This is a genomic window from Thermococcus sp. 21S9, from assembly GCF_012027635.1.
Taxonomy (GTDB): domain Archaea; phylum Methanobacteriota_B; class Thermococci; order Thermococcales; family Thermococcaceae; genus Thermococcus.
Genome location: NZ_SNUS01000001.1, coordinates 522,674 through 547,438, shown reverse-complemented (window position 1 = coordinate 547,438; position 24,765 = coordinate 522,674). Strand labels below are relative to the sequence as shown.

The window sequence follows — 24,765 nt, the reverse complement described above, 5'->3', positions numbered from 1 at the left end:
AATAACGGGCGTGCGGTGGTAGTCTAGCCTGGTCCAGGACACCGGCCTCCCAAGCCGGTAACCCGGGTTCAAATCCCGGCCACCGCACCACACAAACTTCGCCTGCGCGAAGTTTGACCAAGGTTCGTGATTCTCCTCTAAGAATGCAATTCTAAGGAGTTTGCGCTTTCAAACGGCCATTTTCTTGAGAGAATTCCCTTTAAGAAGGCCCTCATAATGGGAGGTTCTCTAAAAAGCACTCCTCCGGAGCGCGGGAAAATGTAACCCGCGTGAGAAAGCTTCCAAAATCGAGGAATTCGCATTCTACAAGAGCCCATTAAAAGCGCAAACACTCATAATAGAGCACTTGTTAAAAGAACCACAAACTTTTGGTCAAGCTTTTTCCAAAAGCTTGCTTGATGAGTGTTTCGCTCTAAGGAGGCGCCTTTTGGACGCTAGTGTCAAACTCGCACTGAGTTCTTCAATTAGAGAGTGCACGACTGACTTTTTGCTTCTCTGGGGAGAAAGGGCGCTCTTTTTGCCAGCCTTTCTTAAAGGCTGTTGGCCAAGCTTTCTCAAAGCTTGTTTGCCGACCTTGTCAGAGGCCGAGCAAAAAAACTTTTAACCTTCTATGTTCTGTTAAGCTTTGGTGTTTACAATGAAGAGCTTTTTGACCGAACAGCAGATTAAGATTCTCCGTCTCCGCGCGAGAGGCCTTAAACAGAGCGAGATTGCCGAGCTCCTCGGCACGAGCAGGGCCAACGTTAGTATACTGGAGAGAAGGGCCCTGGAAAAGGTTGAAAAGGCTAGGAACACCCTTCTTCTCTGGGAGCAGATTAACTCAAAGGTCAGCGTTGAGGTGAAGCGGGGCGACGACATATTCGAGGTTCCGGACAGGCTCTTCAGGAAGGCCGACGAGCTCGGGGTTAAGGTGCCATACAGCACGGCGGAGATAATAGCATTTCTCGTCGAGCACGCCCCCGTTGAGGACAGGCTGGCGAAGAGGGACTTCACTCTCTTCCTCGACGCCAACGACAGGCTTCGCGTCAGCGAGTGCATCTTAGATGACTTTGATGAGATACGGAAGAAGGATGGCGGTAAAGACCCCGTTCAGGGCCATGGCTAACCCGCTCACGGCTCCGGCCAGTTCATCCTCGGTTATTATCCTCGCCGTTCCAAGGCCGTGTGAGGAAACCCCCGTTGCCAGACCCCTCGCTATTCTGTCCCTAATTCCGAAGAGGTCCAATAACTCTGGCGCGAAAGCGTTGCCGAGCAGTCCGGTCGTTATCACCAGAACCGCCGTCAGCGATGGGATTCCACCTATCTTCGCGCTCACGCCTATGGCTATGGCAGTCGTCACGCTTTTGGGGGCTATGCTCCGAAGGACGGTTTCGCTCGCGCCGAGTACCTGGGCCGTCCAGTAGGCGCTCAGTATTGCGGTGGTGCCACCAATTAGAATTCCCAGCGAGATTTCTTTTGCGTACCTGGCTATAAGCGCCCTGTTCTTGTAGACCGGGATTGCCAGGCTCACGACGGCAGGCCCGAGCAGGAACTTGAGGAAGACCGCGCTTTCCATGTACGATTCGTAGGAAACGTTTCCAAGCTTGAGGATTACTGCGATTGTGATTATCGAGAGCAGGACCGGGTTCGTGTAGAACGCCTTTCTCCTCGCGTGGAGCTCCGAGAAGACGTAGAACACCGCGAGCGTCAGGGCTATTCCGTAGGGGTTCATCTCCGAACGACCTCCACGGTTTTTGCGGTCACGAAGAGCGTAACGATGAAGCTGAGAACCAGAGCGACCGATATCGGAACGAGCTGGGCCTTTATCAGGCCGAGGTAGGTGACTATCCCGACTCCCGGCGGGATGAAGAGGACGCTCATGTTCTTCACGAAGAGCTCGGCCTCGTTTTCAACCCATTCGAGCTTCACGGCACCGCTCAGAAGCGCCGAGAGCAGGAACAGCATCCCGAGAACGCTACCCGGGACAGGAAGGTTAAGGCCAGAACTGACCATCTCGCCGAGCGCGTAGAAACCGAATATTATCGCCAGTCCTCGATATGGCTTCATGGTTTAAGGGTGCGCACTTCCCCAAAAAGACCTTTCGGAAGGGGTCTGGAGAAAGGGAAAATATGGAGAAGCCGTCAGAGTTTAAATTTGCTGATGATGTTTCTGAGCTGTTCAACGATGTTTTTGAGGTCTTTCGCAGCCCTTTCGAGTTCTTCCGTTGCCGCAGTCTGCTCCTCCACGGCAGAACTAACCTCCTCCGCACTGGCGGTCGTTTCCTCAGCACTCGCAGCCAAATTCTCCAAAGCACGCAACGCCTTATCAACCTCCTCCTGCGTCCTGAGGACCTGTTCTTTCACTTCGCCCATTCTGCCACTGGCCTCCTGGAGGAGGTCTGCAATGTTTGTGAGGTAAGTAACGGTCTCCCTGAGGGTCTCGGCACTCTCACCTACAACTCTGACACCTTTCTCGGTTCTCTCCGCAGCGTCCCGAATTTCACTCGTAATCTGGTCGATGATGTTCTTGATGTTGTCAGCGGCCTGCTTGCTCTCTTCAGCAAGCTTCCTAATCTCCTGGGCAACTACCGCAAAGCCCCTGCCTGCCTCTCCAGCCCTTGCCGCCTCAATAGCCGCGTTGAGGGCAAGTAAGTTAGTCTGCTCAGCAATGTTCGTAATCACATCCGTAATCTCCTCAATACTCCTGCTCATCTCCGCTATCTTGCTGACGGCGCCTTCAATGTCGTTCATCATCTCCTGTATGCTCTCTATCTGCTGGGCTGAGATTTCACCCTTCTCCCTGCCCTCCGTGGCGATGTTGACGACTTCGTTAACCGCCCCCTCAAACTCTTCTATGGCCCTGACGCTTTCGGCGCTGGTTTCTGCAACGAAGCGCATTCCCTCGGTTATCTCGTTGATGCTCTCCTGCTGTCTCTGCGCCTCGATGCTGACCTGCTGGACGGCTTCGTTAACCTGATTAATCGCATCGGTAACATCACTCGATATCTGTGCCAGAATGTTTGCCTTCTTTTCGAGTTCGTCGGTGACCGCCACTATTTCCCCTATCAAGCCCTTGAGCTTGTGGGTGGTATCGCGGAGGTCCTCAAGGATTTCCTTGAGTTCACCCTTGGCCTCCATGCTAAGGCCGTTGCTTAAATCACCCTCTGCGAGACGTTCGAGTTTTGTTGCTATTGCGTTCAGCGTTCCCACGAGGTCTTTTCCTACCGCCTCAAAGGCCTTGATAAGCGCGCCAATCTCGTCGTCCTCCAGATAGCGAATCTGCTTGAGCTTCCTGTTTACCTCACTCAGCCGGCCTTCGGCAAGGGCCTGGGCAACGTCCCTGAGCTTCTCGAGCGGTTTGAGGGTGTCGTTGAGAATCTTGTAGGCCACGAGTATCATGACCAATCCCACCGCGGCGGCGAGCAGTGAGCCGAGCATTGAATCCCTGATGGCGTTGTCAAGGGTCGTGGTAATCTGTGCCGTTATCTTCTCGGTGCTCTGCTTGAGAACGGCCTCGATGGAGTTGGTGAGCGGGTCCGTTAGCTCGTGGAGGGGAACAATGGCCAGCACTATCCATCCGGTCGTTTTCATCCTCTGGTAGCCTGCGACCTTGATAACTCCCTGGAACTCGTAGACAACCCACCCGGAGTCGTTTCCGGACTTGAGGATGTTTGCCAGGGGCTTCAGGGAATCAACGTCGTTGATGTTCAACTTCTGGACAAGGCTCTCGTTAGGATGGACTATGACGGTTCCCTGCTGGTTGATTATCGCTATGTAACCGCTCTGGCCAATCTTTATCTCCTTGGCCTGCTCGATGAGCGTGGATACAAAAACGTCAACGCCTATGACTCCTACGAGCTTTCCGTTAACGTAAACGGGCTCGGAATACGTGACAATCCACTTCCCCGTTGAGGCGTCCTTGTAGGGTTCAGTCCAGACGGGACCGTTCTTCGCCACCGCTTCCTGGTACCAGGGCCTCTTCCTCGGGTCGTATCCCTCTGGGAGCTGGACGACTGGATATATGAACATGTCTCCAGTGGCCGAGCCGAAGTAGACGTTGGCGACGTTGGGGTCAAGCTCTTTGATAGCTTTGAACCTGTTCAGCAGGAACTCCCTGAACTCGGGACTGCCGTAAGGGTACTCGGAGTAGGCCACCTGAACCGCCTGGGTGGCAACGGTTCCCATTATCTTCATCTTCTCGAAGTAGTCATCGAAGAGTTTCGCTCCGAGCTTTGCGGCGCCAACTGAGATGGTGCCCGCCTCTTCCTCGATGGGCTTTTGAATGCCCTGGTCCATCATCTTGGGCAATTGGTCGTTGAGCTGGTCGTTCAGGACCGTGTGAATCTGCCCCTTCATCTTCATCGTTGAGTACCCAACAATCGTTGCCCCAAGGAGGAGCGTGACAAGAACCGCTGCTACCATAGTTAGGAGTATCTTTTTGCGGAATTGCATCTCGCCCACCCCCTAACCTCAGCTACAGCTGGGAAAGTTACGGCGTTAAAAGTTAAATCGGTTTTGTGTAGGAGGTTATGTAGGCTATTACGTTTCGGAGAAAATTAAGAATGGAAAAATCGGCCGTTTGGTTCCTGGGAGAAAATGTTACGCGACGATTATCATGGAGTAAAAGAGAACGAATGGAAAAGGCAGTTAGACCCTTCCGAGTATGTTGTTCCAGGAGTAGCTGGACTCTATGAGCTCTTCGACGGTCAGCTTCCTTTCCCCGCGGACCCTGGCGTTGAGGTCCTTAAGTGACTCGAGGATTTCGTCCCGTGAAAGGGCCTCCTCATCGAAGACCACGAAGCCCCTGCCGGTGTAGCTGTTGAGGAAGGCCCGCCATACCTCAGCCTTCGTCAGGAGCTCGTACTGCTTGGCCGTTGCGAGTTCCCAGTTCCCCTTATCGAACTCAAGCTCAAGCCTGGTGAGCTTCTTATCGGGATTGACGACCATTTAATCACCCCCTCAGTTCCTCAGCCCGAAGTAGTCCTCTATGTCGATGTACGTCTTCCTGTAAACCTCGCTCTTCTTCATCTTCTCGACGAACTCCTTGGTTCTCCTATACTTGTCGCTCCAGTAGTCCCAGTCGGGGTGAAGGGCTTTCCACTCGTCCCAGGTGTAGCTGAACTGGGCCTGCACCTTGTCGCGGTAGAGCTCTGGAATCACGTTGAAGGTACAGAAGGGCACGACCCTTCCGTCGGGCAGGGCGTAGTGGATGACACAGCGTTCAACCCTCTCCACGTCGTAGTTGTACTCGTCCATGAAGTGCATCATACCGAGGAACAGGGCGTTTTCGTGGAACTTTCCGAGGGCGTCGTAGTTGCCGTGGACGAAAGCGTTCTTTATGAGGTCGAGCACCTTGAGACCCTTCGGGGCGTACTTGTCGTCGTAGAACGAGCGGAACTTGAGGAATATCTCGGTTCCAAGCTTGAGCTTCTGGAGCTTGCCGAGCTTCTTCCACTTCTCTATCTCCTCCGCCTTCTCCTCGAGGTACTCGACGAAGCCCTCAACGTCGAGGAACTTGCTTATCGGAACGACGCGCTTGTTCTCGCGGTCGAGGAAGATGTACGTCGCGGCACCACAGCAGTAGTGGCTCGTCATGTAGTAGCGCGAACCGGAGAACGCCTCGAAGAACCTCGCTATGTGCCCTGCTATCGGAATCGGGTACCAGTCGTCCATCTCGATTACGCCGTTGGTCTGTTCCTCTATGCGCTTTATCGCTCCCGGAATCGTTATCCTGAACCTCTGGCGCTCCTTCTTGGGAACCCTTCCGACGAGGGAAATCGGCTGGAAGTTAACACCCCTCACTATGTCGAGGTGGTTGAGACCGAAGTTGATTATGGCCCCAAGCTCGTGGTCGTTGACGTTCCTAATCGTTGTCGGCACGAGGACTATTCCCGGCCCTCCAGCCTTCCTCACGTTCTCGAAGATGAGCGGAATCTCCCAATGGTTCTTCCAGTTGGTCTGGGGCGTCATTCCATCGTAGCTCAGGTAGAGGGTGTTGGTTCCCGCCTGGCGTATTTTCTTCACGAGTTCGGGCTCGAAGGCGAGCTTTATTCCGTCGGTGTTGAGCTGGACGTGGTCGTAACCTTCTTCCTTCGCAATCTTGATAATCTCGATGAGGTCGTCGCGGAGGGTCGGCTCACCGCCGGTGAACTGGACGGCGTTCGCTCCAACAGGATACTGCTTCTTGGCGTTGCGGAGCATCATTCTAATCTGCTCGAGAGTCGGCTCGTAAATCGGCTGGCCCTCCTTGGCGTAGAAGAAGCAGTACCAGCACGACAGGTTGCACCGGTTTGTTAGAACGATGTTGAGCAGGTTCGTATGGGAGCGATGCCTGGCGCACATACCACAATCAAAGGGACAGTTAACACCGGAGTTCTCAACGTTGACGCTCTTGAGCTTGAAGTCGTACTTCCAGCGCTGGAAGCGGTAGTACTGCTCAACGCTCTCGTAGTAGAGGTCGGTTATCATTCCCTCGGGACAGCGCTTGGTTATCCACACCCTGCCGTCCTTCTCCCACACAAGGGCTGGAACCACACGTCTCGTCTCAGGGCAGAGAGAATACGTCCTATGGGGCAACGGGCCACCATAAACCCTGCTCGCGGTTTTGAGCATCTCCTCAAACTCTTCCTCGCTTATTTCAGGGAACTCGACTATATCCCTGAGCCTTCTGGTGAGCTGTTCAAACTCTTTTTCACCGCTCGGTACCTCACCGATGTTCTCGGCCATCTTTCATCACCGCTACCCCTAATCCAACGGGGAGGTATAAAAGCTTTTGCGTAAATATGAAGATTTTCCTTCATAGGTATGACCCAGATGTGGGAAATCGGGCTAAGGTTAAAAGCCCTTCCGATGAAGCCAGTGGGGTGGTAGAATGCCGGCTCGAGAGATGAGGATGGAAATGTTCGTGAGGGCCCTCCTCAGAAGGGACTTCAGCAGGGCCAAGGGTCACATGGAGAAGTTAATGAAGATAGCGGGCAACGATGAGTGGGGCAGGGGCTATTCAAAGGCCGTTGAGGGGATAATGAACGCCCTCAAGGACAACGACGCAGATTCGCTCGTTGTTCAGCTGATATCGGCCAACGACAGGGAGAGGGCCGAGGAGTTGCTTGAGAACTACTCGAAGCTTGCAAACCAGGACTTCCGTGACGACTATGAGAGAGGCTTTTACACGGCCTGGAGCGAGTTCCTGAAGGCATTCCTCAGTCAGAAAACGCTGACGTGATGCCTATGGGAAAGGAAGAGCTCATGAGAAAGCTCGAAGAGAAAATCAGGAACTGTCAGAAGTGCCCCCTTGGCCAGCTCAGGACGAACGCCGTTCCCGGCTCTGGAAGCTACGACGCCAAAGTTATGTTCGTCGGTGAGGCGCCGGGCTACTGGGAAGACCAGAAAGGGCTACCTTTCGTGGGCAGGGCAGGAAAGGTCCTTGACGAACTCCTCGCAGGGATAGGCCTGAGCAGGGACGAGGTTTACATCACCAACATTGTCAAATGTCGCCCACCGGAAAACCGCGACCCGACGGAGGAGGAGATTAAAGCCTGTGCCCCTTACCTCGACAGGCAGATTGACATAATAATGCCGAAGGTCATAGTCCCCCTCGGCAGGCACTCGATGCGCTACATACTGGAGAAGTTCGGGTTCAAACCCGAGCCGATAAGCAAAATTCACGGAAAAACCTTCGAAGCGAGGACCATCTTCGGGAAGATAATCATAATGCCCATGTATCATCCGGCCGCGGCACTGTACCGGCCTCCAATCCGGGAGGAGCTTGAGAAGGACTTCGTCAAACTGGCGAAAATACTCGAGGAAATTGTCTGAGGTCCCCTTCACGTTTCTGCAAATTTTACGGTTGCAAATGTTACGATTTTTGGTTTTATCCATATTGCACGTCCCGTGCTGGAACACTTTTGGGAAAGGTTTTTATTGGTTCAATGCTCTATAATATACTTAGGTATCCCTACATGCACGTTAGAGCTTTGGACTGGCTACCAACGTTCGCGGATTTTTGAGGGTACTTCGGTGGAATTCCAACAATTGACAAAAAAGTTCGAGAAAGACTTATATATATCGAAGAAACTTCGGGGTTGAATTTCCGGAGGTGAAAAATCGTGACGGACTTTGGAGTGTTGTCCCTGCTTCCACCGCTGGTTGCGATTGTTCTGGCAATATGGACGAAGAGGGTTATTCTCGCACTGTTCGCAGGTGTATGGATTGGAGGAGTCATGGCCTCGGGATGGAACCCAATAGCGGGAACAACTCAGACCCTGGACTGGATTGTTGGAAACGCCACCGACGATTGGAACGTTAAGATACTGCTATTCGACTTCCTGATTGGTGCGGGCGTTGGGCTGATATACAAGTCCGGCGGTGCTTTTGCCGTTGGACGCGCCCTGGCGAGTAAGGTAAGGACGAGCAGGGGAGCTTCGGTCATGGGCTGGCTCCTTGGCGTGCTGATATTCTTCGACGACTACACCAACACCATCATCGTCGGAAACACCATGAGGCCCATAACCGACAGGACGCGCGTTTCCAGGGAGATGCTGGCGTACATAGACGACTCAACAGCCGCGCCGGTCGCGGGAATAGCGGTCGTCTCAACGTGGATTGGTTACGAGGTCGGCCTCATAGGGGACTCTTTCAACAAGCTCAACGTTGATTTGACCTCGGTCGGAGGAGCTTACGGCGCATGGATGCACAGCGTTCCCTTCAGGTTCTACTCGATTCTGGCGATAATCCTCGTGTTCCTCGTGGCCTTCTTCCACAGGCACTACGGTGCCATGCTCAAGGCCGAAATGCGCGCCAGGACCACCGGGAAGGTTCTCCGCGACGGTGCAAAGCCGTTGATGACAACCGAGGTTGACCTTGGACAGCCCAAGGAGGGCGGAAGCGTACACATTTTCATATGGCCGATACTCACGCTGATATTCGTTACCCTGTACGGAATGTGGTACACCGGAGGAGGAAGCGAGGCCTACACCGAAGGCGGGCTCATGAACGTCCTTGGAAACTCCGATTCAGCCCTCGCACTGCTCTGGGGCAGTTTCTCAATGGTCGTCGTCGCGTTCGCCCTCGTCCTCGCGACTAGGCAGATGACGATTGAAGAAGCTGAGGACGCCATAATCCGCGGTATGAAGCAGATGGTCATAGCCAACACGATACTGCTCCTCGCCTGGAGTATCAAGAGCGCCACCGACGCCGTCGGAACCGCGCCGTACATCGTTGACCTGGCCAAGAGCGCCGGAGTCAGCGGAGGCTGGGTTCCGCTGATAGTGTTCCTCATCTCGATGTTCATTTCCTTCACAACGGGAACCAGCTGGGGAACCTTCAGCATAATGCTCCCGATAGCGATACCCCTCGCCTATGGAGTCACCGGAAACGTCGGTCCGGAGGTCTTCGCCAGCATCGGTGCCGTCTTTGCCGGTGGTATCTTCGGCGACCACTGCTCCCCGATAAGCGATACAACAATCATGAGTTCGATGTTCAGCGGTTCCGACCACATAGACCACGTTACGACCCAGATACCCTACGCCGTAACCGCTTCCAGCGTCGGCCTCGTGCTCTACGTGCTCTTCGGCCTTGGCCTCAGGAACGCCCTCATCCTGCTTGGCATAGGCTTCGTACTGCTCATAATAGCCTGGTACGTCCTCAGCGAGTGGTACGGCAAGAAGTACGGCGTTCCGCACGGCAAAGTCCCAATATACGTGGTCGAAGAGTGACTCTTTCTTTCTTTGCCCCTTCTAAACCCTTTTAAAAGCCCGGCTCAACTCCTTCTGGAGGTGTCGTGATGCTCATCAGGGCATTCGTTCCCGCCCACATAACGGCTTTCTTCGTCCCCGTCTTTCACGAGGACCCGCTCAAGGCTGGCTCCCTCGGCGCTGGAATCAACCTTGACAAGGGAACAAACGTCCTCGCGAGCATAGAGACCGGAACGCTGGAGAGACATATCCACATCGCCTTTAACGGCGAGCCCGTGAAGAGGGAAGATGCGGTAATCAGCTACTCCGTCGCCGAAAGGCTCGTTCCTTCCGATTTCCTCGGCGAGGTCGAGATATGGCAGTACTTCGACTTCCCCAACGGCCACGGCTTCGGCAACAGCGCCGGCGGTGCCCTCGGCACGGCTTTAGCGCTGAGCTACGCCTTCGGGGGAACGTGGCTTAAGGCATCTCAGATAGCGCATGAAGCCGAGGTGACCCACAGGGGAGGTCTCGGCGACGTCATTGCCCAGCTCGCCGGGGGAATTGAAGTCCGCCTTAGAGCCGGCGGGCCGGGAATCGGCGTCGTTGACAACCTCTTCTTCGAGGACTACCGCGTTCTTGTAGTTCCCCTCGGGAAGCTCTCGACTAAAGAGGTTCTCGACGGCGACATGGTGAGGGCGATAGAAATCGAGGGAAGGAAGGCTCTGGAGGAACTCCTGAAGGAGCCAACGCCCGAGAGGCTCATGGTCTTGGCGAGGGCTTTCGCCGAGAGGACGGGTCTGCTCACCGGCGAGCTCCTTGAACTGGCGGGGGAGCTCGACAGGGTCCTGAAGAACCCGAGCTCAATGATAATGCTCGGGAAGGGCCTCTTTGCGCTCGTTCAGGAGAAGGAGCTTGAAAACGCGAAGGCCCTTCTGGCTGACCTTGATGTTCCGTACGACGTTGCCGAAATCCACGAGGGGAAGCCGAAGGTCGGGAGGTGGGTGGGCTAACCTTTTATCCCCCTCGCCGTATTGGTTTCGGTGGTGAGAGTGGGTGACATGAGGTACTCCGAGCTGGCCGAACTCTACCGGAGGCTGGAGAAGACCACGCTCAAAACGCTCAAGACCAAATTCGTCGCGGACTTCCTCAAGAAAACGCCCGATGATTTGCTCGAGATAGTTCCCTACCTGATTCTCGGCAAGGTCTTCCCCGATTGGGACGAACGCGAGCTTGGCGTCGGGGAAAAACTTCTCATAAGGGCCGTTTCGATGGCAACCGGCGTCCCCGAGAAGGAAATCGAGAACTCGATTAAGGACACCGGAGATTTAGGCGAGAGCGTGGCCTTGGCCCTCAAGAAGAGGAAGCAGAAGAGCTTCTTCAGCCAGCCCCTCACGATAAAGCGCGTCTACAGCACCTTTGTCAAGGTCGCCGAGGCGAGCGGAGAGGGAAGCCAGGACAGGAAGATGAAGTACCTGGCCAACCTCTTCATGGACGCGACGCCCGAGGAGGGGAAGTACCTGGCAAGAACCGTCCTCGGGACGATGAGAACCGGCGTCGCCGAGGGAATCCTGCGCGATGCCATAGCAGAAGCTTTCAAGGTGAAGCCAGAGCTCGTCGAGAGGGCCTACATGCTCACGAGCGACTTCGGCTACGTGACTAAAATAGCGAAGCTCGAGGGGAACGAGGGGCTCTCAAAGGTCAGCATACAGATTGGGAAGCCGATAAGGCCGATGCTCGCCCAAAACGCCACCAGCGTCAAGGAAGCCCTGATAGAGATGGGCGGTGAAGCGGCCTTCGAGATTAAGTACGACGGGGCGAGAGTTCAGATCCATCGCGACGGGGATAAGGTGATAATCTACTCGAGGAGGCTTGAGAACGTCACACGCTCGATTCCCGAGATAGTTGAAGCTGTAAAGGCCTCGCTGAAGCCTTCTAAGGTCATAGTCGAGGGCGAGCTTGTTGCGGTCGGAGAGAACGGTAGACCGAGGCCATTCCAGTACGTCCTGAGACGCTTTAGGCGGAAGTACAACATCGAGGAGATGATTGAGAAGATTCCGCTCGAGCTCAACCTCTTCGACATCCTCTACGTTGATGGGGAGAGCCTCATCGACACGAAGTTCGCCGAGAGGAGGAGGAAGCTCGAGGAGAACGTCGAGGAGGGCGATAAGATAAAGCTCGCCGAACAGCTCGTTACGAAGAAGGTCGACGAGGCCGAGGAGTTCTACAAGAGGGCCCTCGAGCTCGGTCACGAAGGTCTGATGGCGAAGAGGCTAGATTCAGTCTACGAGCCAGGAAACCGTGGTAAGAAGTGGCTGAAGATTAAGCCCACGATGGAGAACCTCGACCTCGTCATTATCGGAGCGGAGTGGGGCGAGGGAAGGCGCGCGCACCTGCTCGGCTCGTTCCTCGTGGGGGCGTACGACCCCGAGAGCGGTGAGTTCGTCCCTGTGGGCAAGGTTGGAAGCGGTTTCACCGATGAAGATTTGGTCGAGTTCACCAAGATGCTCAAGCCCCTGATTGTCCGTGAAGAGGGCAAGTTCGTCGAGATTGAGCCCAAGGTCGTCATCGAAGTAACGTATCAGGAGATACAGAAGAGCCCCAAGTACAAGAGCGGTTTCGCGCTTCGCTTCCCACGCTACGTTGCTTTGAGGGAAGATAAAAGCCCGGAGGAGGCCGATACCATAGAGAGGGTTGCCCAGCTCTACGAGCTCCAGGAGAGGTTCAAGGCGAAGAGGTGAGTTCCCAAGAGTCCTCCTCTTCTTTATTTTCCGCCCTCTCACCGTTTTCCATCGGCGTTTCTTCCGAGTACTCCTCGGCGTTATCAACGTCAGACCTCCGAGCAACGGCTTTCCTCGCGTAGCTCACCGCGAATTCGAAGGCACCATCAACGGAGTTGTGGAGGTACACGAGAACAACAACGCTTACGAGGGCAACGACGCCCGCAAGGGCTCCGCTGGTGTACAACAGCAGGAGGGGTGCATCATAGAGGCTGTGGATGATGGACGCCTTGAGGTAGCCCCTCGCGAGGGACCCCCTGAGAGCCTCTTCCAGTGCTATCGCTGTCCAGGCAACGTGGAACATGATGACTATCGTCCTGAAGAGGGCGCCGATTAGGTTCCCCATCGAGACGAGGAGTATGAAGTACATGACCGCCTCTATGAAGCCGAAGGCCAGGGCCGTCTTTATGGTGAGGTGCCACCTGGTCAGTACGCTCTCGTCCTTTTTGGCGATGAATGGAATTAGCTTTGCCCCTTCCTCGATGGGACCCACCACGAGGGCGAGGATTAGGAGGGCCGTGGGAGTACCCCAAAACGGGTATAATGCGAGGCCCTCAAGGGTGAGGGCAACCAAGAACGCCAGAATTCCCCATCCCACGACCGAGCGGAGTGGTAAGGGGAATATTGCCCTGTCCGTCTCCGAGAGCCAGGACAGTGTTTTGAGAAACACGCTAACCCCAACCGCGAGCGCGATGAGTACGTAGCCGACAACGAGCAGTTCACCAATCATTCGACCACCGGCTAACTTTTGATAGTGGTAACTTAAGGTTTTCGGTTGATTGTTTCGTGTCAATTTGGCCTTTAATTCCATCACATTTTTAAGAGACTCTGCCAAAACCCACCGGTGGTTTCAATGGGAAAGAAAGACGAGCTCATCGAGGCCTTCTTCAGGGAGGGGGCGATTCTCTTCGGTCGCTTCGTTCTGACCTCCGGAAAGGAGAGCGACTACTACATCAACGTCAAGAAGCTCATCACGAATCCCCAAGCTCTGAAACTCATCGCCGAACTCATGAAGGAGAAAGCCGAGGAACTTGGAGTTGAATTCGACCGCGTTGCCGGTCCGGAGCTCGGCGCGGTTCCAATAGCAACTGCCCTCTCGCTCGAAACTGGAAAACCCCTCGTGATAGTCAGGAAAAAGCCGAAGGGACACGGCACGGGCAGTCAGATTGAGGGTGAGGTGAAGCCTGGAGAGAGAGTTCTCCTCGTCGAGGACGTGACAACGACGGGAGGAAGCGTCCTCCGCTCGGCGAAGGTTCTTGAGAGCCAGGGGGCGAAAGTATCGGCTATCCTCGTTGTCGTGGACAGGGAGGAAGGTGCTAAGGAAAACCTCAGCGGTTACCTTTTTGAGCCCCTCGTTAACGTCTCAGAACTTTTTGCCAGAAGGAATTCCATGAAAGATTGAGAAGAACGCCTCCTTTATCCTCTCCCAGAAGCCCTTCTTTTCCCTTCTTCCGAAGACCCACTCGTTCAGGACTTTCCCCGCGGTCGTTATATCCTTTGACGCCCTTGCGTGCGGTGAAAACGCTATAACGGGGATTCCCTCGTTCTGGCTCGCGGGAACCGCCGGGTCGTGTGCAACTATACCCACCACAGGGACGTCAAAGCTACCCTCCAGGAAGTTCACTATGCCGTCTATCACGGGCTCGGCCTCGCGAACCTTGTTTATCAGCACGCCGACCTTTAGGCCGTAGGCCTCGCCGAGGGCCTTGAGCTTCTCGACCTCGTTCTCCACCATCCTGTGAAAGGAGTGGATTGGCCCCCTCTCCACCTCGATTATGATTAGCTGATACTGGGCCAGCCTAAAGGTGGAGATTGTGTCGAAGGGAATTCCTACCGGGGAGTCAATGAGGGTGACGTCATACCTCGCCTGCACGTCCATGACTATCTGTCTGAGCCGTCGCTGGTCTATGTCGAGGATGTCGTAGAGCTTTGAGCTCCCCGGGAGAACGTCAACGCCCGTTCTTACATCCCGGTATATGGACTCCTCAAGTTTTGAGTCCTCATTCTTCAGAAGGGTGTGGAGGTTCGTTATCGGGTTGTATATCCCGAAGTGAAAGGCGAGCTTCGGAAGGTAAAGGTCGCCGTCTATCGCGAGGGTTTGAAGCCCCATGCCGGAGAAGTACGTCGATAAGTTCGCCGTCATCGTCGTCTTCCCGGCCCCGCCTCGCCCAGTAACAACTATCGCAACCATAAAGCATTTCTCCAGTCCCGTTGATTCAAAGAAAATGATTGAAGGTCAAATATAGTCCTCAAGCGTCTTGGCTTTCACCATGATGGCCGCCTTATCACGGCCGTAGAAGACCTCAACGAGGCCCTCGGACTCCAGCTCCCGAACGGTCTTGAGCAGGGCCGGAGCGGGCGTTTCAAGCTCCGCGCTGAGGTTCTGCAGGGCAACGGCCCTCTTCTTGGTTGCCAAAACCTTATAGACTATATCCTTACGGCGCCCGAACATGAACCCGGCACCGATAATAGTACGCTCTCGAACTAAATAAACCTTCCGTGGACAGTTTTGGCGAACGTACAAACGGCCATAAATGGGCAGGTTTATAAGCAATCTCGAGCATCGCCGGCCATGAGGGGAGTTATCGAAAGGCTTAGCGACGATGGGCTTGGCGTTCTTCGGGCGGGAAAGCGGGAAATCCTCGTCCCGCACACGGCACCCGGGGACCTCGTGGAAGTCAGGAAGTGGAGGAGAAAAAAGAGAAAGCTCATAGCGACTGAATTTGAGCTAGTCGAGCCATCTGAAATCAGAATCAAACCGAAATGTCCCTACTTCGGGAGATGCGGTGGCTGTCTGCTCCAGCACCTGCCCTATGATGAACAGCTCCGCTTTAAGGCATCAAAACTCTCAAAGTATCTCGGTCTTGACGTCGAGGTTATTCCCTCACCAAAGATATACAGCCATAGAAACAGAATTGATGTTGTCATTTCGACAACTGGGATAGGGTTCAGGCGATACGGGACGTGGTGGGAGGCGGTTGATATAGACGAGTGCCCCGTCTTCGGCGAGGCGAGCGGAAAAGTTTTGAAAGCCCTGCGGGAGTTCATCGAAGACGAGAAGCTTTCGCTCTATGACATACGGAAGAACGAGGGCTTTCTGCGCTACGTCGTCATTCGCGAGGGGAAATTTACCGGCGAGCTCATGGTGAACCTCGTGACGAAGGAGGGAACCCTCCCGGAGTCCTTTCCTGACTACTTCCCCTTCGCCACATCGCTCTACTGGAGCGTCAACAGGAGCGAGAGCGACGTTTCCTACGGCGACGTCGAGCGCTTCTGGGGCGAGCCATTCATGCGGGAAAAACTCGACGACGTGGTTTACCTCATACATCCCAACAGCTTCTTCCAGACCAACAGCTATCAGGCCGTCAACCTCGTCCGGAAAGTGGCGGAGCTTGCAGACGGTGAGAAAGTCCTTGACCTCTACTCGGGCGTCGGCACATTCGGCGTTTACCTCGCCAGAAGGGGCTTTGCCGTTGAGGGAATTGAAGTTAACCCCTTCGCGGTTGAGATGGCCAACAAAAACGCCGAGCTGAACGGGGTAAACGCCCAGTTCAGGGTGGGGAGCGATAGGGACGTGGAGGACCTCTCAAACTACGACACCGTGATAGTCGACCCGCCGAGGGCGGGCCTCCATCCGAAGCTAATCCGGAAAATCTTAAAAGACGAACCTGAGAGGCTAATCTACGTATCCTGCAACCCGAAAACGCTATCCGAAAACCTTTCCGCGCTGGAGGAGAAATACCGCGTCGAAAGCGCCGTCGGTCTCGACATGTTCCCGCACACGCCCCACGTCGAGGCCGTCGTTGAATTAAAGAAGTTCGATAGTTGAACCAAAAAGACCGATACCTTAATAAGGGATGGGTGCGTAATTAGAACTTAGGTGGTGGATTATGCTGGACGAGAGGGATAGGATTATACTTGATATGCTCACCAAGGACGCAAGGACGCCCTTCACCGAGATAGCGAAGGTGCTCGGTATAAGCGAGACCGCTGTTAGGAAACGAGTCAAGGCACTTGAAGAAGCAGGGGTAATCAAGCAGTACACGATAGTGGTTGACCCCTCCAAGCTTGGCTACAACCTCGTGAGCATAACCGGGATAGACACCAAGCCGGAGAAGATTTTTGAGGTCGCGAGCAAGCTCAAGGAGTTCGACTTCGTGAGGCACGTCTACCTCACGAGCGGTGACCACATGATAATGGCCGAGGTCTGGGCCAAGGACGGCGAGGACCTCTCCGACATAATCTCCAACAAAATCGGCAGGATTGAGGGCGTCACCAAGGTCTGCCCCGCGATAATCCTTGAGAGGATGAAGTGAACCGAGGGGATTTTTCTTTCCACTTTTGGACCGTTAGGCAGTTTTTAAACGCCCTTTTATATGTTTCTCAGAGAACGACGAATTAAAACGCCATTCAGCGATTTTTGTTGTTAAGACTTCAAGAAGCGCTTAGAATTCTGGTGGTCCCGCGGCCCGGATTTGAACCGGGGACCTGCGGATCTACAGTCCGCCGCCACTCCCAGGCTAGGCTACCGCGGGACCCTACTGCTTGGCCCGAACCATTATCCCCGGGGCAGGTTTATAAATTTTTCCCCCGAACTTCAGCGGTGGGGGAGATAATGGAGCCGATAACCGTCGCGGTTCCACTCGCGAAGAAGATGATGGACGTCATGGTCACGGAAAAGCGCCTTCCAAGCGGAGACGAGGTCAGGGAATTTCTGAAGGAGCTCGGCCTTGAAGAGCTCTACACTGGAAAGGGCCTGGCACTCTTCAGGAGCAGGGACGTCGTAGTACTGCTCTTCCCGAGGGAAAGTTTGGTCGTTGACGTAATCCCAGCGAGCGGAGAGGTTAGCGACGCGCTTGAGGTCATAGCGTACCACGACAGAAAGCTCAACTCGCTAATCCTTGAGATACTGCCCGCGAACGATTTGGAGTACGAGGGCAACATCGGCCTTGAGCCGGTGATAGTGAACCTTGAGACGGAAGAGCTCGAAAGCAATCCAGTTCTGGGTGACTTCGAGGAGGAAAAGGACGGGGTTTACCTCGTCATTGATAGCGAAACCTTCGAGCGCTGGAAAGATGCCGGAAACCTTGACACGTGCCCCCTCTGTGGCGGTGAGCTCGCGTGGCGCGGTAAGAAGGCTCTCTGTCTGGACTGCGGTTACGGGGTTAAGGTCAAAGATTAAGTACCGTGCCAACGAAAAACAGACGGTGAGAGCATGATAGTCAAGTTCGAGGTATATTTCGACGGTGAGTACTGGTGCGCCAAGGGCATAGACGATGACATCTTCACCCAGGGAAAGACTCTCGATGAACTCATGGAAAACATAAGGGAGGCCGTTGAGGTACACTTCGAAGACGAAATCGAAAGGGGAGAGGAAATCGTTGTTCTAACGCTATCCCAATTCGAGGTGTCCCGCGTTGAGCAGACTGCCAGTAGTTAGTGGGGAAAAGCTGATAAAGCTCCTCGAAAAGCTTGGATATCGCGTTGTGAGACAGCGGGGTAGTCACGTTAGGCTCGAAAAGCAAACCCCAGTGGGGACCCATAAGATAACGGTCCCGTATCACCGAGAAATCGCAAAGGGTACATTGAACGACATTTTAAACAAGGTTGCCCTTTGGAATGGAATACCCAAGGAGGAACTCATTGATATGCTGAAAGAGATATGAGGTGATTCCCATGAGCCGAATAGCAAAACGCCAGCTCGTCCTCTACTCGAGGAAGGCCCACGAGCGCGGTTTAACCGCCGCTTTCGGCGGGAACCTGAGCGTCCGCGTCGGGAATTTGGTGTTCATCAAGGCGACCGGGGCGGTGATGGACGAGATGACGGAGGAGCAGGTGGCCGTGATAGACCTCGGCGGGAACCAGCGCTCTGGCGTTAGGCCCTCCTCCGAGTACAGGCTCCACCTTGCGATTTACAGAATCAGGCCGGACGTTAGGGCAATAGCCCACCTTCACCCGCCTTACTCGATAGTTGCCTCGACCCTCCTCGAAGGCGAACTGCCGATAATAACGCCCGAGGCGGAAATCTACCTCAGGAGAATTCCGATAGCGCCCTTCAGACCCGCTGGAACTGAGGAGCTGGCAGAAGTCACGGCAGAGGCGTTGAAGAAAGCGGACGCGGTGTTAATGGCGAAGCACGGAATCGTGACCGTCGGAAAAAGCCTGAGGGAAGCTTTTTACAAGGCGGAGCTGGTCGAGGAGAGCGCCAAGCTCTGGTACCTGAGCAGGAAATGAGCGGAAAAATCAAAGGCTCACTTAACCTGCTCAAGTGCTCCAAGAACCTCCCAGATTATGGTCCTGGTGTGCATGGGCATGTTTGGGTCCTCACTAATCTCCTCGAGAATGGCTATGGCATCGGCCGCCCTAACCGCGGGCTCCTTGCTCTCGTCGAGGAGAACCTCTATTGCCTGCTCGGCGGCGCGCCTTATGTTCCTGGGAACGACGGTGTCCTGAACGACCTGCTCCTTGAGAACCTGAACAATCTGCTGAATCAGCTCGCTCATTCTATCACCCCCTTTCGATTATCCTAAAAAATTGTTACTAAAATCTCCCCGGCTTATCTTAAGCTTTCCTAACTAAAAAGCTTTTCGGTTCTTGAAGTGGACTTCAGTATTCAACGCCTCTCCTCGCGACGATTCCCTTCTGGTACGGGTGCTTTACATCCCTCATCTCCGTGACGTAGTCGGCCAGCTCGAACAGCTCCTCCGGACAGTAGCGACCAGTTAGGACGAGCTCGGTTTTCGGGGCTTTGCTCTTTATGAGTCCCTTGACTTCCTCCACGTCCAGCATGTTGAAGCCGAGGGCAACGCAGATTTCGTCGAGTATCACCAAATCCCATTCACCGCTTGAAACGAGCTCCTTCGCCCTCGCGAGGGCTCTCTTAACGGCCTCTATGTCCTCTGGCTCCGGCTTCCCGTGAACGAACTTTGGCAGGCCGAAGGACTCTATCAAGGCCCCACACTCCTCAATCTTCTTCTGCTCACCGTAGACCTTCGGGGCCTTCATGAACTGAACTATCGCGACCTTTCCGCCGGAGCCGAGCATTCTAACGGCCAGACCGAACGCGGCGGTTGTCTTACCCTTTCCGTTTCCGGTGTAAATATGGACTAAACCAAGCTTCTCCTTCCATGACATCGGAACCACCATGGATAAATCCTCCAACCCTTTAAAAATCCCACGAAACCGTTAAAAACCTGTGCATCAACGTACATACATGCTTCACGTGCTCTCGCTGGGTTACTTCCTCAGGGACCTCACTGTCTTACTGCTCTCCCTTGCCATAGTCATAATGTTGCTCACCGTCGAGAAGAGCGTCAAACAGAACCTTCGGGTTAAGTACTTCACCCGTGTCTTCAACCTCCTCATCGGTGCCTTCGTTCTCGTCGTCGTTGCCGAGTTTATAGGGGTGCTCCTTCGGACTTCGGTTCTCTACGGCAACGAGACGTACGTAATCGTCAGGTCGATTCTCCTGACCATCGGGGCCCTCCTGCTGTTCCTCTCCTCCGTGATGCTGTACCTGCCATTTGCAAGGGGTCAGTACATCATCGTGCCAATAGCAACGGAGCCGAGCCAGGAGATAGCATACGGGGCCTACTGGGGAAGCAGTGAGAAAGCGGAGCAACTCTTCGTAGAGCTGACCAAGCACAGGCACCTCCCTGGAATAGCGGTCACCCGTGACCCTCCGGAGGTCTTCCGCTCGAGGCTCGGCTTGAAAATAGTCCCTGTTCTATGGGTCTCAAAGGTCAAACACGACGAGGCTGTCGACCCGACGAGGCTTCCCTACCTCCTTGAGAACCTCAAGACGTTCCTCGAATCAACGAACCTGGATAAGGTCATACTCATTGACTGTGTGGAGTACCTTCTCCTTGAGAACAAGCCCGAGAGCGTTTTGAAGTTTATAGCCAGCCTGCGGGACCTTGCGACTCTCAACAGGGGAATCCTGCTCGTCTCAATAGAGAGGGAAGCCCTCGATGAGAAGACGTTCAACATGCTGGTCTCCGAGCTAAAACCCATCGAAGAGCTTGAGAAGATGCTCAGCAAGGGATGAGTGAAACATTATCCGTCAGCTCGAAAATTAGAAGCAAACCCCTTTACGGAGACGAACCCTCTCAGAAAGCATGCCTAATTTTGATGAAACTTTTCACAAGAAAAGTTTCTCCGCCAGCGCTGAAGCTTTTGGAAAAAGCTTCACCAAAAGTTAGTAGCTCTTTACCCAACGGCCCAAGTAGAGCAGATTTTGCCTGTAAAATCGAGCTTTACAATAGAGAACCAACCAAAACAACCCTCTCAAAGGGGTTTACCTTCCCTGACGCCCTCCGGGCGTCGGTTTAAAGTTAAACCAACAACAGAAGAGCAAGTTGATAAAGTTCTCATGCTCCAAACAGCCATTAGATAAGAAAATCTCCCAAAACGTAGCCTCTAAAAAGGAGCTACAAACCTTGGTCAAACTTTGCTAAGTAAAGTTTGTTCGCCTGCGCAAAGTTTGACCAAAGAGTGCCCTTTTCACCAACGAGCAAAAAACCAGTCGTGCACTCTCGAATTGGAGAGTTCAACGCAAGTTTAACATTAAAGGGACCCAGTGAAACAGTTTCAACTCATTTTTGGCGTCCGAAGGACGCCGTTTGGGAAATGAAACACTCTTGAAAAAGCAAGTCAAAAAGAAACTCCTTGCAACCTGTTGAATTTCAAAAAAGCACCCAATTTTCCGCCAGCGCTTTCGTCAGAAAGGGCTGTTATGGGGCCGGGGCCGGGATTTGAACCCGGGCTAGGGGATCCACAGTCCCCTGTGCTGACCAGGCTACACCACCCCGGCCACGTCCAGCTTAAGCTTTTGGGTTAGCTTTATAAAGTTTTCGTCAGATGGCGGGAGCAGAGGTGGCAAATCCCGCCTTCACCCGAGATTAGGGCGCGCGTGCAGTTAAACACCGATTGAAAACCTCACCGGGGGCCGGGGAATGAAGGCAAAGCGGGAAGCGCTGGTCAGCCTCTTCACGGCGATGAGAGAGGGTAAGGTTGACGAGGACATAATAGACCTCCTCCTGCTCATCAACTCCATCAGGGGAATCTACACGACGAGCTCTTGCTCCGGCAGAATAGGAATCATCGAGGAGCCCGCTTTAGGAGCAAAACCCCTGAGCAGGTGGCTGATTAAGGTTCATCGCGAGATGACGTTTCCCGAGGCCAAGAAGGCCCTGGAGAATGCCAAGGAGGGACTGATATTCCTCAAGAGCCAGCCCCCGATTTTCCACGTTGTCGCTGAGGACCTTGAAAAAGCAAAGAGGCTCCACGAGCTGGGCCTTGCCAGCGGTTTCAAGTACACGACCTTCAAGGTAATCTCCAACCGCTACCTCGTCGAGATAAACGCCACCGAGTATCTAACCGCCCCACTCGGCAGGGACGGGAGGGTAATGGCCAGCGACGACTACCTGCGCTTCGCCCTCGAAATCGGCAACTCGATGTTGAGACGCTCGAAGGGCAGGCTTCCGAGGCTTATGAAGAACTTTGAGAAGCTCAGAGAGGAGCTCGGCGAGGACGAACTCTTCTACGAGCTGGCGAGGGAGTTTGGAATAAGTGAGAAATGGGAGCTCCCTTAACGCATCTCGTTCCACTCTGGATTTCCGTAGCGCTTCTCGATGAGTTCTTCCGCCAGCTCAAGCTCGTAATCGGTCAGCTCGCCCTCCTCAAGCTCGAAGGCGTTGAAAAAGCTCTCCCTCAACAGCTCGTAGGCCTCCCAGCGGTTCAGCTTTATTCCCTCGCGCTCCAGGGTTGTAACGCGCTCCCAGATACTCGAAACGCCCTTGTCAGCGAGTTTCGCCTTAGAAACCCTTAACACCTTCCCAAGGATTTCAAGCCTCGTTGCATACATGAACGTCCCGTGCTGAAGGATTACCCCCTTCCTCCTCGTCTGCGCCGAACCGCTTATCTTCTTCCCGTTGGCGACGATGTCGTTCAGCCCGGAGAAGCCCGCTTTAAGGCCAAGGTTCTCTAAAGCGTCCACAAGCGGGCCAGCCAGATAGCGGTAGCTCGTCTCGACGTTCCTCAAAGCCGGGTGAAGGTCTTCACCAACGACGACCGAATAGGTTATCTCGCCGAACTCATCGTGGAAGACGCTTCCTCCGCCGGTTATCCTGCGCACGACGGGAATGCCGAGCTTTCTGGCTTCTTCAAGGTTGACATCATGCCTTACACTCTGGAAGCGACCTATCGTTACGGAGCTCGGCGAGAAGGCGTAGAGCCTTACCGTGTCGGGAACCCTTCCCTCGATTCTGGCAATCATTATCGCCTCGTCTATCGCCATCTGAACCTCCGGCCTTGCGACGATGAGCGGGATGAAGCGCATCTCAACCACCAGGGTTAAAAGGTCCGGCGAGTTTTTAAGCCCAGCGATGATGACGCCCAAGCCCTCCTGAGGGGGTGATGAGAGCGGTCACCCCTGAGCGATGGACATACCAAAACTTTTTAAAACCCCGGGCACTCCACTATAACCGGGAGTGGGCCGGTAGCTCAGCCTGGTACGAGCGCCGCCCTCGCAAGGCGGAGGCCGCGGGTTCAAATCCCGCCCGGTCCACCAACAAAACGTTTTTACGCACCTTCTCCAACTCTCTATGGTGATGCCATGGGCTCCCGTGAGGAGTTTTTTGAGTCCGACGACCCGATGGAGTTGCTGAGGATTGTGTCCCGTCTTCCCCCGGAAGATGTCATGGGTTACCTAATCTCCACATCAAGGCGGGTTCTGGCGGTGTACGCAACGATGCGTGAGTCCCTTCCAAAGGGATACGGGCGTATAAAGTTCTCCCGGTTCGTTGAGACCAAGGGCCGTCAGGTTGAAGAACTCTGCAGGATTGCCCTCAAGCTGTATCCTGAGGCCATATCCTCTGAAACCTCCGGGGAGCCCGTTGACATGCCTCTCGAGACGGTTGAGGATTATATTACAGCGCTCACAGAGGCTATAAAACTGGAGGAGCTTCAGCTAAGGGCCTCAAGGTACCTCGCCCAGAAGGTTGAAGACTCCGATATGCGGGCCCTTCTGGAGGACCTGTCAGCTGAAATCGAAGGCAACCTATCTGTTCTACGCAGTGAGCTGGAAAAAGCCAAGCGTTTTGAGCGAAAGGCAAGGTTTTCAGAGTTTGTTAAGGAACTGGTTGGTGATAGGGATGGACGAGTTTGAACTCCTCAAAAAGCTCGTTGCCATCGAGTCTCCCTTCGGCAGGGAAGGGGAAATCTCGCGTTTCATAGCGTCCCTGCTGGAGGAGCATGGCTTCGATGTTGAAACACTTCCTGTTGAGGGCTTTGGCGACGACGTGCTGGCATATCTCCCCGGCAGGGGCCTAACGGTAGTGCTCAACGGCCACATGGACACAGTGAACCTCTCGCCGGGCTGGACGAGGAACCCGAAGGGCGAGCTTGACGGTGACCGCTTCTACGGCCTTGGAAGCGCGGACATGAAAGCCGGATTGGCTGTTCTGCTGAGCCTCTTCATTGAGATGGGCGAGCTTTCAAAGCGGGAGAGGCCGAACCTAATCTTCACCGCCGTCAGCGACGAGGAAGGTTACTCGCGCGGAACGTGGGGGCTGATAAAGAGCGGAAAGCTTGAGAACGCCGATTTGGTTCTCGTGGCGGAGCCGACACGTGAGAGGCTGATGCTCGGCGCGAGGGGGCGCTTCGTAATCACAGTTAGGGCCAAGGGAAAGAAGGCCCACGCCGCAAGGCCCGGGCTGGGAGTAAACGCCATCGAGGAGCTGGCGAAGCTCGTTTCGAACCTTGGGCGGATAAAAACGAAGAGCCACATAAAGCTCGGCAGGGGCTCGTACTGCACGCTCTACATGAACGGCGAAGCCGACGGACTGAGCGTTCCTGACTATGCGGAGGCGATAATCGACAGGCACACCGTCGTGGGCGAGGACTGGGAGCGCGTTGAGGCCGAGCTGAGAAAGCTTGCGGACAGGGTTGGCGTTAAAGCTGAGCTCGAAATCGAGAAGTTCCCGAGGCCAACGCCGGACATGCTCCCCTACGTGATTAGGGAGAACCTCCACGAGGTTCGACTGTTCAAGAGGGCGTATTTCTCTGTAACGGGCCTCGACCCGGAGGTGACCTACGGCAGGAGCGTCGGCGACTTCAACTACTTCGCGACCTACCTCGGCAAGCCCACTTTCGTCTTCGGGCCGGAAGGGGGCAACTGGCACGCAAGCGACGAGTGGGTGAGCGTTTCGTCGATGAGAAGGGTGAAGGAGGTTTACAGAGCGTTCCTCGCGTCGCTGGTGTAGCCTCGGTAAAGCCGGTCTCATCACGGCTCAGGGCAGGGAGTTTTCCTCATCGGCGCGAAGACTTTTAAGCTTC

Annotated in this window: 28 protein-coding genes and 4 tRNA genes; 19 read left to right on the top strand and 13 right to left on the bottom strand. The window is 54.5% G+C overall.

Going from position 1 to position 24,765, the window contains the following annotated elements:
* Positions 1-12 precede the first annotated feature (12 nt).
* Positions 13-90: transfer RNA gene (locus E3E28_RS03175), tRNA-Gly, on the top strand.
* Between the two features lie 547 nt (positions 91-637).
* The gene (locus E3E28_RS03170; RefSeq protein ID WP_167915162.1) at positions 638-1,105 is read left to right on the top strand and encodes a Tfx family DNA-binding protein; all 468 of its coding nucleotides are present in this window, start codon (positions 638-640) and stop codon (positions 1,103-1,105) included.
* On the opposite strand, the gene E3E28_RS03165 is transcribed toward E3E28_RS03170, so the two are convergent.
* From E3E28_RS03165 to tes, 5 genes are all read right to left on the bottom strand, one after another.
* Positions 1,040-1,711 (bottom strand): CidB/LrgB family autolysis modulator, encoded by a 672-nt coding sequence (locus E3E28_RS03165; RefSeq protein ID WP_167913993.1) that lies wholly within the window; start codon positions 1,709-1,711, stop codon positions 1,040-1,042. The genes E3E28_RS03170 and E3E28_RS03165 overlap by 66 nt on opposite strands.
* Positions 1,708-2,046, bottom strand: a complete 339-nt coding sequence (locus E3E28_RS03160) for a CidA/LrgA family protein (RefSeq protein WP_167913992.1) — start codon at positions 2,044-2,046, stop codon at positions 1,708-1,710. Before E3E28_RS03160 ends, E3E28_RS03165 begins: the two co-directional genes overlap by 4 nt.
* A gap of 74 nt (positions 2,047-2,120) precedes the next feature.
* Entirely contained in the window at positions 2,121-4,430 is a 2,310-nt protein-coding gene (locus E3E28_RS03155; RefSeq protein WP_167913991.1) for a methyl-accepting chemotaxis protein, read from the bottom strand.
* Between the two features lie 195 nt (positions 4,431-4,625).
* On the bottom strand, positions 4,626-4,925 hold the full coding sequence (locus tag E3E28_RS03150) for a DUF3213 domain-containing protein (protein ID WP_167913990.1): 300 nt from the start codon (positions 4,923-4,925) through the stop codon (positions 4,626-4,628).
* A 12-nt stretch (positions 4,926-4,937) separates the two neighbouring features.
* Positions 4,938-6,704, bottom strand: coding sequence for a tetraether lipid synthase Tes (gene tes / locus E3E28_RS03145; protein WP_167913989.1), 1,767 nt, complete (start codon positions 6,702-6,704; stop codon positions 4,938-4,940).
* A gap of 145 nt (positions 6,705-6,849) precedes the next feature.
* Between tes and E3E28_RS03140 the strand changes: the two genes are divergently transcribed.
* From E3E28_RS03140 to E3E28_RS03120, 5 genes are all read left to right on the top strand, one after another.
* Positions 6,850-7,200 (top strand): hypothetical protein, encoded by a 351-nt coding sequence (locus tag E3E28_RS03140; protein ID WP_167913988.1) that lies wholly within the window; start codon positions 6,850-6,852, stop codon positions 7,198-7,200.
* Between the two features lie 5 nt (positions 7,201-7,205).
* Positions 7,206-7,793: a type-4 uracil-DNA glycosylase gene (gene udg, locus E3E28_RS03135; protein WP_167915161.1), complete on the top strand. Its 588-nt coding sequence runs from the start codon at positions 7,206-7,208 to the stop codon at positions 7,791-7,793.
* Between the two features lie 290 nt (positions 7,794-8,083).
* Positions 8,084-9,691 (top strand): Na+/H+ antiporter NhaC family protein, encoded by a 1,608-nt coding sequence (locus E3E28_RS03130; RefSeq protein ID WP_167913987.1) that lies wholly within the window; start codon positions 8,084-8,086, stop codon positions 9,689-9,691.
* 68 nt (positions 9,692-9,759) lie between these two features.
* Positions 9,760-10,662, top strand: a complete 903-nt coding sequence (locus E3E28_RS03125) for a pantoate kinase (RefSeq protein WP_167913986.1) — start codon at positions 9,760-9,762, stop codon at positions 10,660-10,662.
* Between the two features lie 48 nt (positions 10,663-10,710).
* Positions 10,711-12,390 (top strand): ATP-dependent DNA ligase, encoded by a 1,680-nt coding sequence (locus E3E28_RS03120; protein ID WP_167915160.1) that lies wholly within the window; start codon positions 10,711-10,713, stop codon positions 12,388-12,390.
* Here E3E28_RS03120 and E3E28_RS03115 read toward each other — a convergent pair.
* A complete protein-coding gene (locus E3E28_RS03115) occupies positions 12,374-13,159 on the bottom strand; it encodes a PrsW family glutamic-type intramembrane protease (protein ID WP_167913985.1) in 786 nt (261 codons plus the stop codon). The genes E3E28_RS03120 and E3E28_RS03115 overlap by 17 nt on opposite strands.
* A gap of 123 nt (positions 13,160-13,282) precedes the next feature.
* Here E3E28_RS03115 and pyrE point away from each other — a divergent pair, with 123 nt between their 5' ends.
* Positions 13,283-13,831, top strand: a complete 549-nt coding sequence (gene pyrE, locus E3E28_RS03110) for an orotate phosphoribosyltransferase (protein ID WP_167915159.1) — start codon at positions 13,283-13,285, stop codon at positions 13,829-13,831.
* Here pyrE and E3E28_RS03105 read toward each other — a convergent pair.
* Together E3E28_RS03105 and E3E28_RS03100 are read right to left on the bottom strand one after the other, a co-directional pair.
* Positions 13,793-14,620: a MinD/ParA family protein gene (locus E3E28_RS03105; RefSeq protein ID WP_167913984.1), complete on the bottom strand. Its 828-nt coding sequence runs from the start codon at positions 14,618-14,620 to the stop codon at positions 13,793-13,795. The two genes, pyrE and E3E28_RS03105, sit on opposite strands and share 39 nt — an antisense overlap.
* Before the next feature lie 45 nt (positions 14,621-14,665).
* Positions 14,666-14,881 (bottom strand): ArsR family transcriptional regulator, encoded by a 216-nt coding sequence (locus E3E28_RS03100; RefSeq protein ID WP_167913983.1) that lies wholly within the window; start codon positions 14,879-14,881, stop codon positions 14,666-14,668.
* 120 nt (positions 14,882-15,001) lie between these two features.
* Between E3E28_RS03100 and rlmD the strand changes: the two genes are divergently transcribed.
* Positions 15,002-16,258: a 23S rRNA (uracil(1939)-C(5))-methyltransferase RlmD gene (rlmD, locus tag E3E28_RS03095; protein ID WP_167913982.1), complete on the top strand. Its 1,257-nt coding sequence runs from the start codon at positions 15,002-15,004 to the stop codon at positions 16,256-16,258.
* A gap of 61 nt (positions 16,259-16,319) precedes the next feature.
* On the top strand, positions 16,320-16,745 hold the full coding sequence (lrpA, locus tag E3E28_RS03090; protein WP_167913981.1) for an HTH-type transcriptional regulator LrpA: 426 nt from the start codon (positions 16,320-16,322) through the stop codon (positions 16,743-16,745).
* Between the two features lie 141 nt (positions 16,746-16,886).
* Here lrpA and E3E28_RS03085 read toward each other — a convergent pair.
* A tRNA-Tyr gene (locus E3E28_RS03085) sits at positions 16,887-16,964 on the bottom strand.
* Positions 16,965-17,041: 77 nt separating this feature from the next.
* On the opposite strand from E3E28_RS03085, the gene E3E28_RS03080 reads away from it, so the two are divergent.
* From E3E28_RS03080 to E3E28_RS03065, 4 genes are read left to right on the top strand one after another with little or no spacing between them, the layout of a single operon-like run.
* A complete protein-coding gene (locus E3E28_RS03080; RefSeq protein WP_342764499.1) occupies positions 17,042-17,611 on the top strand; it encodes a hypothetical protein in 570 nt (189 codons plus the stop codon).
* 33 nt (positions 17,612-17,644) lie between these two features.
* Positions 17,645-17,869: a type II toxin-antitoxin system HicB family antitoxin gene (locus E3E28_RS03075; RefSeq protein WP_167913980.1), complete on the top strand. Its 225-nt coding sequence runs from the start codon at positions 17,645-17,647 to the stop codon at positions 17,867-17,869.
* Positions 17,847-18,095: a type II toxin-antitoxin system HicA family toxin gene (locus E3E28_RS03070; protein WP_167913979.1), complete on the top strand. Its 249-nt coding sequence runs from the start codon at positions 17,847-17,849 to the stop codon at positions 18,093-18,095. Before E3E28_RS03075 ends, E3E28_RS03070 begins: the two co-directional genes overlap by 23 nt.
* A 10-nt stretch (positions 18,096-18,105) precedes the next feature.
* Positions 18,106-18,663 carry an aldolase gene (locus E3E28_RS03065; protein WP_167913978.1) on the top strand — a complete coding sequence of 186 codons (558 nt, stop codon included), beginning with the start codon at positions 18,106-18,108 and terminating at the stop codon, positions 18,661-18,663.
* A 17-nt stretch (positions 18,664-18,680) separates the two neighbouring features.
* Here the strand turns inward: E3E28_RS03065 and E3E28_RS03060 are convergent, their stop codons facing one another.
* Positions 18,681-18,932 (bottom strand): UPF0147 family protein, encoded by a 252-nt coding sequence (locus E3E28_RS03060; protein ID WP_014122777.1) that lies wholly within the window; start codon positions 18,930-18,932, stop codon positions 18,681-18,683.
* Between the two features lie 103 nt (positions 18,933-19,035).
* The gene (cobO, locus tag E3E28_RS03055; RefSeq protein ID WP_167913977.1) at positions 19,036-19,563 is read right to left on the bottom strand and encodes a cob(I)yrinic acid a,c-diamide adenosyltransferase; all 528 of its coding nucleotides are present in this window, start codon (positions 19,561-19,563) and stop codon (positions 19,036-19,038) included.
* A 79-nt stretch (positions 19,564-19,642) separates the two neighbouring features.
* Here cobO and E3E28_RS03050 point away from each other — a divergent pair, with 79 nt between their 5' ends.
* A complete protein-coding gene (locus tag E3E28_RS03050) occupies positions 19,643-20,476 on the top strand; it encodes a DUF835 domain-containing protein (RefSeq protein ID WP_167913976.1) in 834 nt (277 codons plus the stop codon).
* A gap of 688 nt (positions 20,477-21,164) precedes the next feature.
* On the opposite strand, the gene E3E28_RS03045 is transcribed toward E3E28_RS03050, so the two are convergent.
* A tRNA-His gene (locus tag E3E28_RS03045) sits at positions 21,165-21,241 on the bottom strand.
* A 142-nt stretch (positions 21,242-21,383) separates the two neighbouring features.
* On the opposite strand from E3E28_RS03045, the gene E3E28_RS03040 reads away from it, so the two are divergent.
* The gene (locus tag E3E28_RS03040; RefSeq protein ID WP_167913975.1) at positions 21,384-22,022 is read left to right on the top strand and encodes a hypothetical protein; all 639 of its coding nucleotides are present in this window, start codon (positions 21,384-21,386) and stop codon (positions 22,020-22,022) included.
* Here E3E28_RS03040 and E3E28_RS03035 read toward each other — a convergent pair.
* Positions 22,019-22,768 carry a biotin/lipoate A/B protein ligase family protein gene (locus tag E3E28_RS03035; RefSeq protein WP_167915157.1) on the bottom strand — a complete coding sequence of 250 codons (750 nt, stop codon included), beginning with the start codon at positions 22,766-22,768 and terminating at the stop codon, positions 22,019-22,021. The two genes, E3E28_RS03040 and E3E28_RS03035, sit on opposite strands and share 4 nt — an antisense overlap.
* Before the next feature lie 153 nt (positions 22,769-22,921).
* On the opposite strand from E3E28_RS03035, the gene E3E28_RS03030 reads away from it, so the two are divergent.
* The 3 genes from E3E28_RS03030 (at position 22,922) to E3E28_RS03020 (ending at position 24,692) form a co-directional block, all read left to right on the top strand.
* Positions 22,922-22,999, top strand: a tRNA-Ala gene (locus tag E3E28_RS03030).
* Positions 23,000-23,044: 45 nt separating this feature from the next.
* On the top strand, positions 23,045-23,596 hold the full coding sequence (locus E3E28_RS03025) for a hypothetical protein (RefSeq protein WP_167913974.1): 552 nt from the start codon (positions 23,045-23,047) through the stop codon (positions 23,594-23,596).
* Positions 23,583-24,692, top strand: coding sequence for a M20 family metallopeptidase (locus tag E3E28_RS03020; protein ID WP_167915156.1), 1,110 nt, complete (start codon positions 23,583-23,585; stop codon positions 24,690-24,692). Before E3E28_RS03025 ends, E3E28_RS03020 begins: the two co-directional genes overlap by 14 nt.
* Positions 24,693-24,765: the final 73 nt, after the last annotated feature.

What these genes read in the sequence shown, in the direction of transcription:
- rlmD (WP_167913982.1), top strand. Translation starts at nt 15,002, where the DNA reads ATGAGGGGAGTTATCGAAAGGCTTAGCGACGATGGGCTTGGCGTTCTT.
- E3E28_RS03060 (WP_014122777.1), bottom strand. Translation starts at nt 18,932, where the DNA reads ATGAGCGAGCTGATTCAGCAGATTGTTCAGGTTCTCAAGGAGCAGGTC.
- E3E28_RS03170 (WP_167915162.1), top strand. Translation starts at nt 638, where the DNA reads ATGAAGAGCTTTTTGACCGAACAGCAGATTAAGATTCTCCGTCTCCGC.
- E3E28_RS03020 (WP_167915156.1), top strand. Translation starts at nt 23,583, where the DNA reads ATGGACGAGTTTGAACTCCTCAAAAAGCTCGTTGCCATCGAGTCTCCC.
- E3E28_RS03105 (WP_167913984.1), bottom strand. Translation starts at nt 14,620, where the DNA reads ATGGTTGCGATAGTTGTTACTGGGCGAGGCGGGGCCGGGAAGACGACG.
- cobO (WP_167913977.1), bottom strand. Translation starts at nt 19,563, where the DNA reads ATGTCATGGAAGGAGAAGCTTGGTTTAGTCCATATTTACACCGGAAAC.
- tes (WP_167913989.1), bottom strand. Translation starts at nt 6,704, where the DNA reads ATGGCCGAGAACATCGGTGAGGTACCGAGCGGTGAAAAAGAGTTTGAA.
- E3E28_RS03040 (WP_167913975.1), top strand. Translation starts at nt 21,384, where the DNA reads ATGAAGGCAAAGCGGGAAGCGCTGGTCAGCCTCTTCACGGCGATGAGA.
- E3E28_RS03150 (WP_167913990.1), bottom strand. Translation starts at nt 4,925, where the DNA reads ATGGTCGTCAATCCCGATAAGAAGCTCACCAGGCTTGAGCTTGAGTTC.
- udg (WP_167915161.1), top strand. Translation starts at nt 7,206, where the DNA reads ATGGGAAAGGAAGAGCTCATGAGAAAGCTCGAAGAGAAAATCAGGAAC.
- E3E28_RS03125 (WP_167913986.1), top strand. Translation starts at nt 9,760, where the DNA reads ATGCTCATCAGGGCATTCGTTCCCGCCCACATAACGGCTTTCTTCGTC.
- E3E28_RS03140 (WP_167913988.1), top strand. Translation starts at nt 6,850, where the DNA reads ATGCCGGCTCGAGAGATGAGGATGGAAATGTTCGTGAGGGCCCTCCTC.
- E3E28_RS03075 (WP_167913980.1), top strand. Translation starts at nt 17,645, where the DNA reads ATGATAGTCAAGTTCGAGGTATATTTCGACGGTGAGTACTGGTGCGCC.
- E3E28_RS03115 (WP_167913985.1), bottom strand. Translation starts at nt 13,159, where the DNA reads ATGATTGGTGAACTGCTCGTTGTCGGCTACGTACTCATCGCGCTCGCG.
- E3E28_RS03035 (WP_167915157.1), bottom strand. Translation starts at nt 22,768, where the DNA reads ATGCGCTTCATCCCGCTCATCGTCGCAAGGCCGGAGGTTCAGATGGCG.
- E3E28_RS03120 (WP_167915160.1), top strand. Translation starts at nt 10,711, where the DNA reads ATGAGGTACTCCGAGCTGGCCGAACTCTACCGGAGGCTGGAGAAGACC.
- E3E28_RS03155 (WP_167913991.1), bottom strand. Translation starts at nt 4,430, where the DNA reads ATGCAATTCCGCAAAAAGATACTCCTAACTATGGTAGCAGCGGTTCTT.
- E3E28_RS03160 (WP_167913992.1), bottom strand. Translation starts at nt 2,046, where the DNA reads ATGAAGCCATATCGAGGACTGGCGATAATATTCGGTTTCTACGCGCTC.
- E3E28_RS03165 (WP_167913993.1), bottom strand. Translation starts at nt 1,711, where the DNA reads ATGAACCCCTACGGAATAGCCCTGACGCTCGCGGTGTTCTACGTCTTC.
- pyrE (WP_167915159.1), top strand. Translation starts at nt 13,283, where the DNA reads ATGGGAAAGAAAGACGAGCTCATCGAGGCCTTCTTCAGGGAGGGGGCG.
- E3E28_RS03065 (WP_167913978.1), top strand. Translation starts at nt 18,106, where the DNA reads ATGAGCCGAATAGCAAAACGCCAGCTCGTCCTCTACTCGAGGAAGGCC.
- E3E28_RS03025 (WP_167913974.1), top strand. Translation starts at nt 23,045, where the DNA reads ATGGGCTCCCGTGAGGAGTTTTTTGAGTCCGACGACCCGATGGAGTTG.
- lrpA (WP_167913981.1), top strand. Translation starts at nt 16,320, where the DNA reads ATGCTGGACGAGAGGGATAGGATTATACTTGATATGCTCACCAAGGAC.
- E3E28_RS03050 (WP_167913976.1), top strand. Translation starts at nt 19,643, where the DNA reads ATGCTTCACGTGCTCTCGCTGGGTTACTTCCTCAGGGACCTCACTGTC.
- E3E28_RS03100 (WP_167913983.1), bottom strand. Translation starts at nt 14,881, where the DNA reads ATGTTCGGGCGCCGTAAGGATATAGTCTATAAGGTTTTGGCAACCAAG.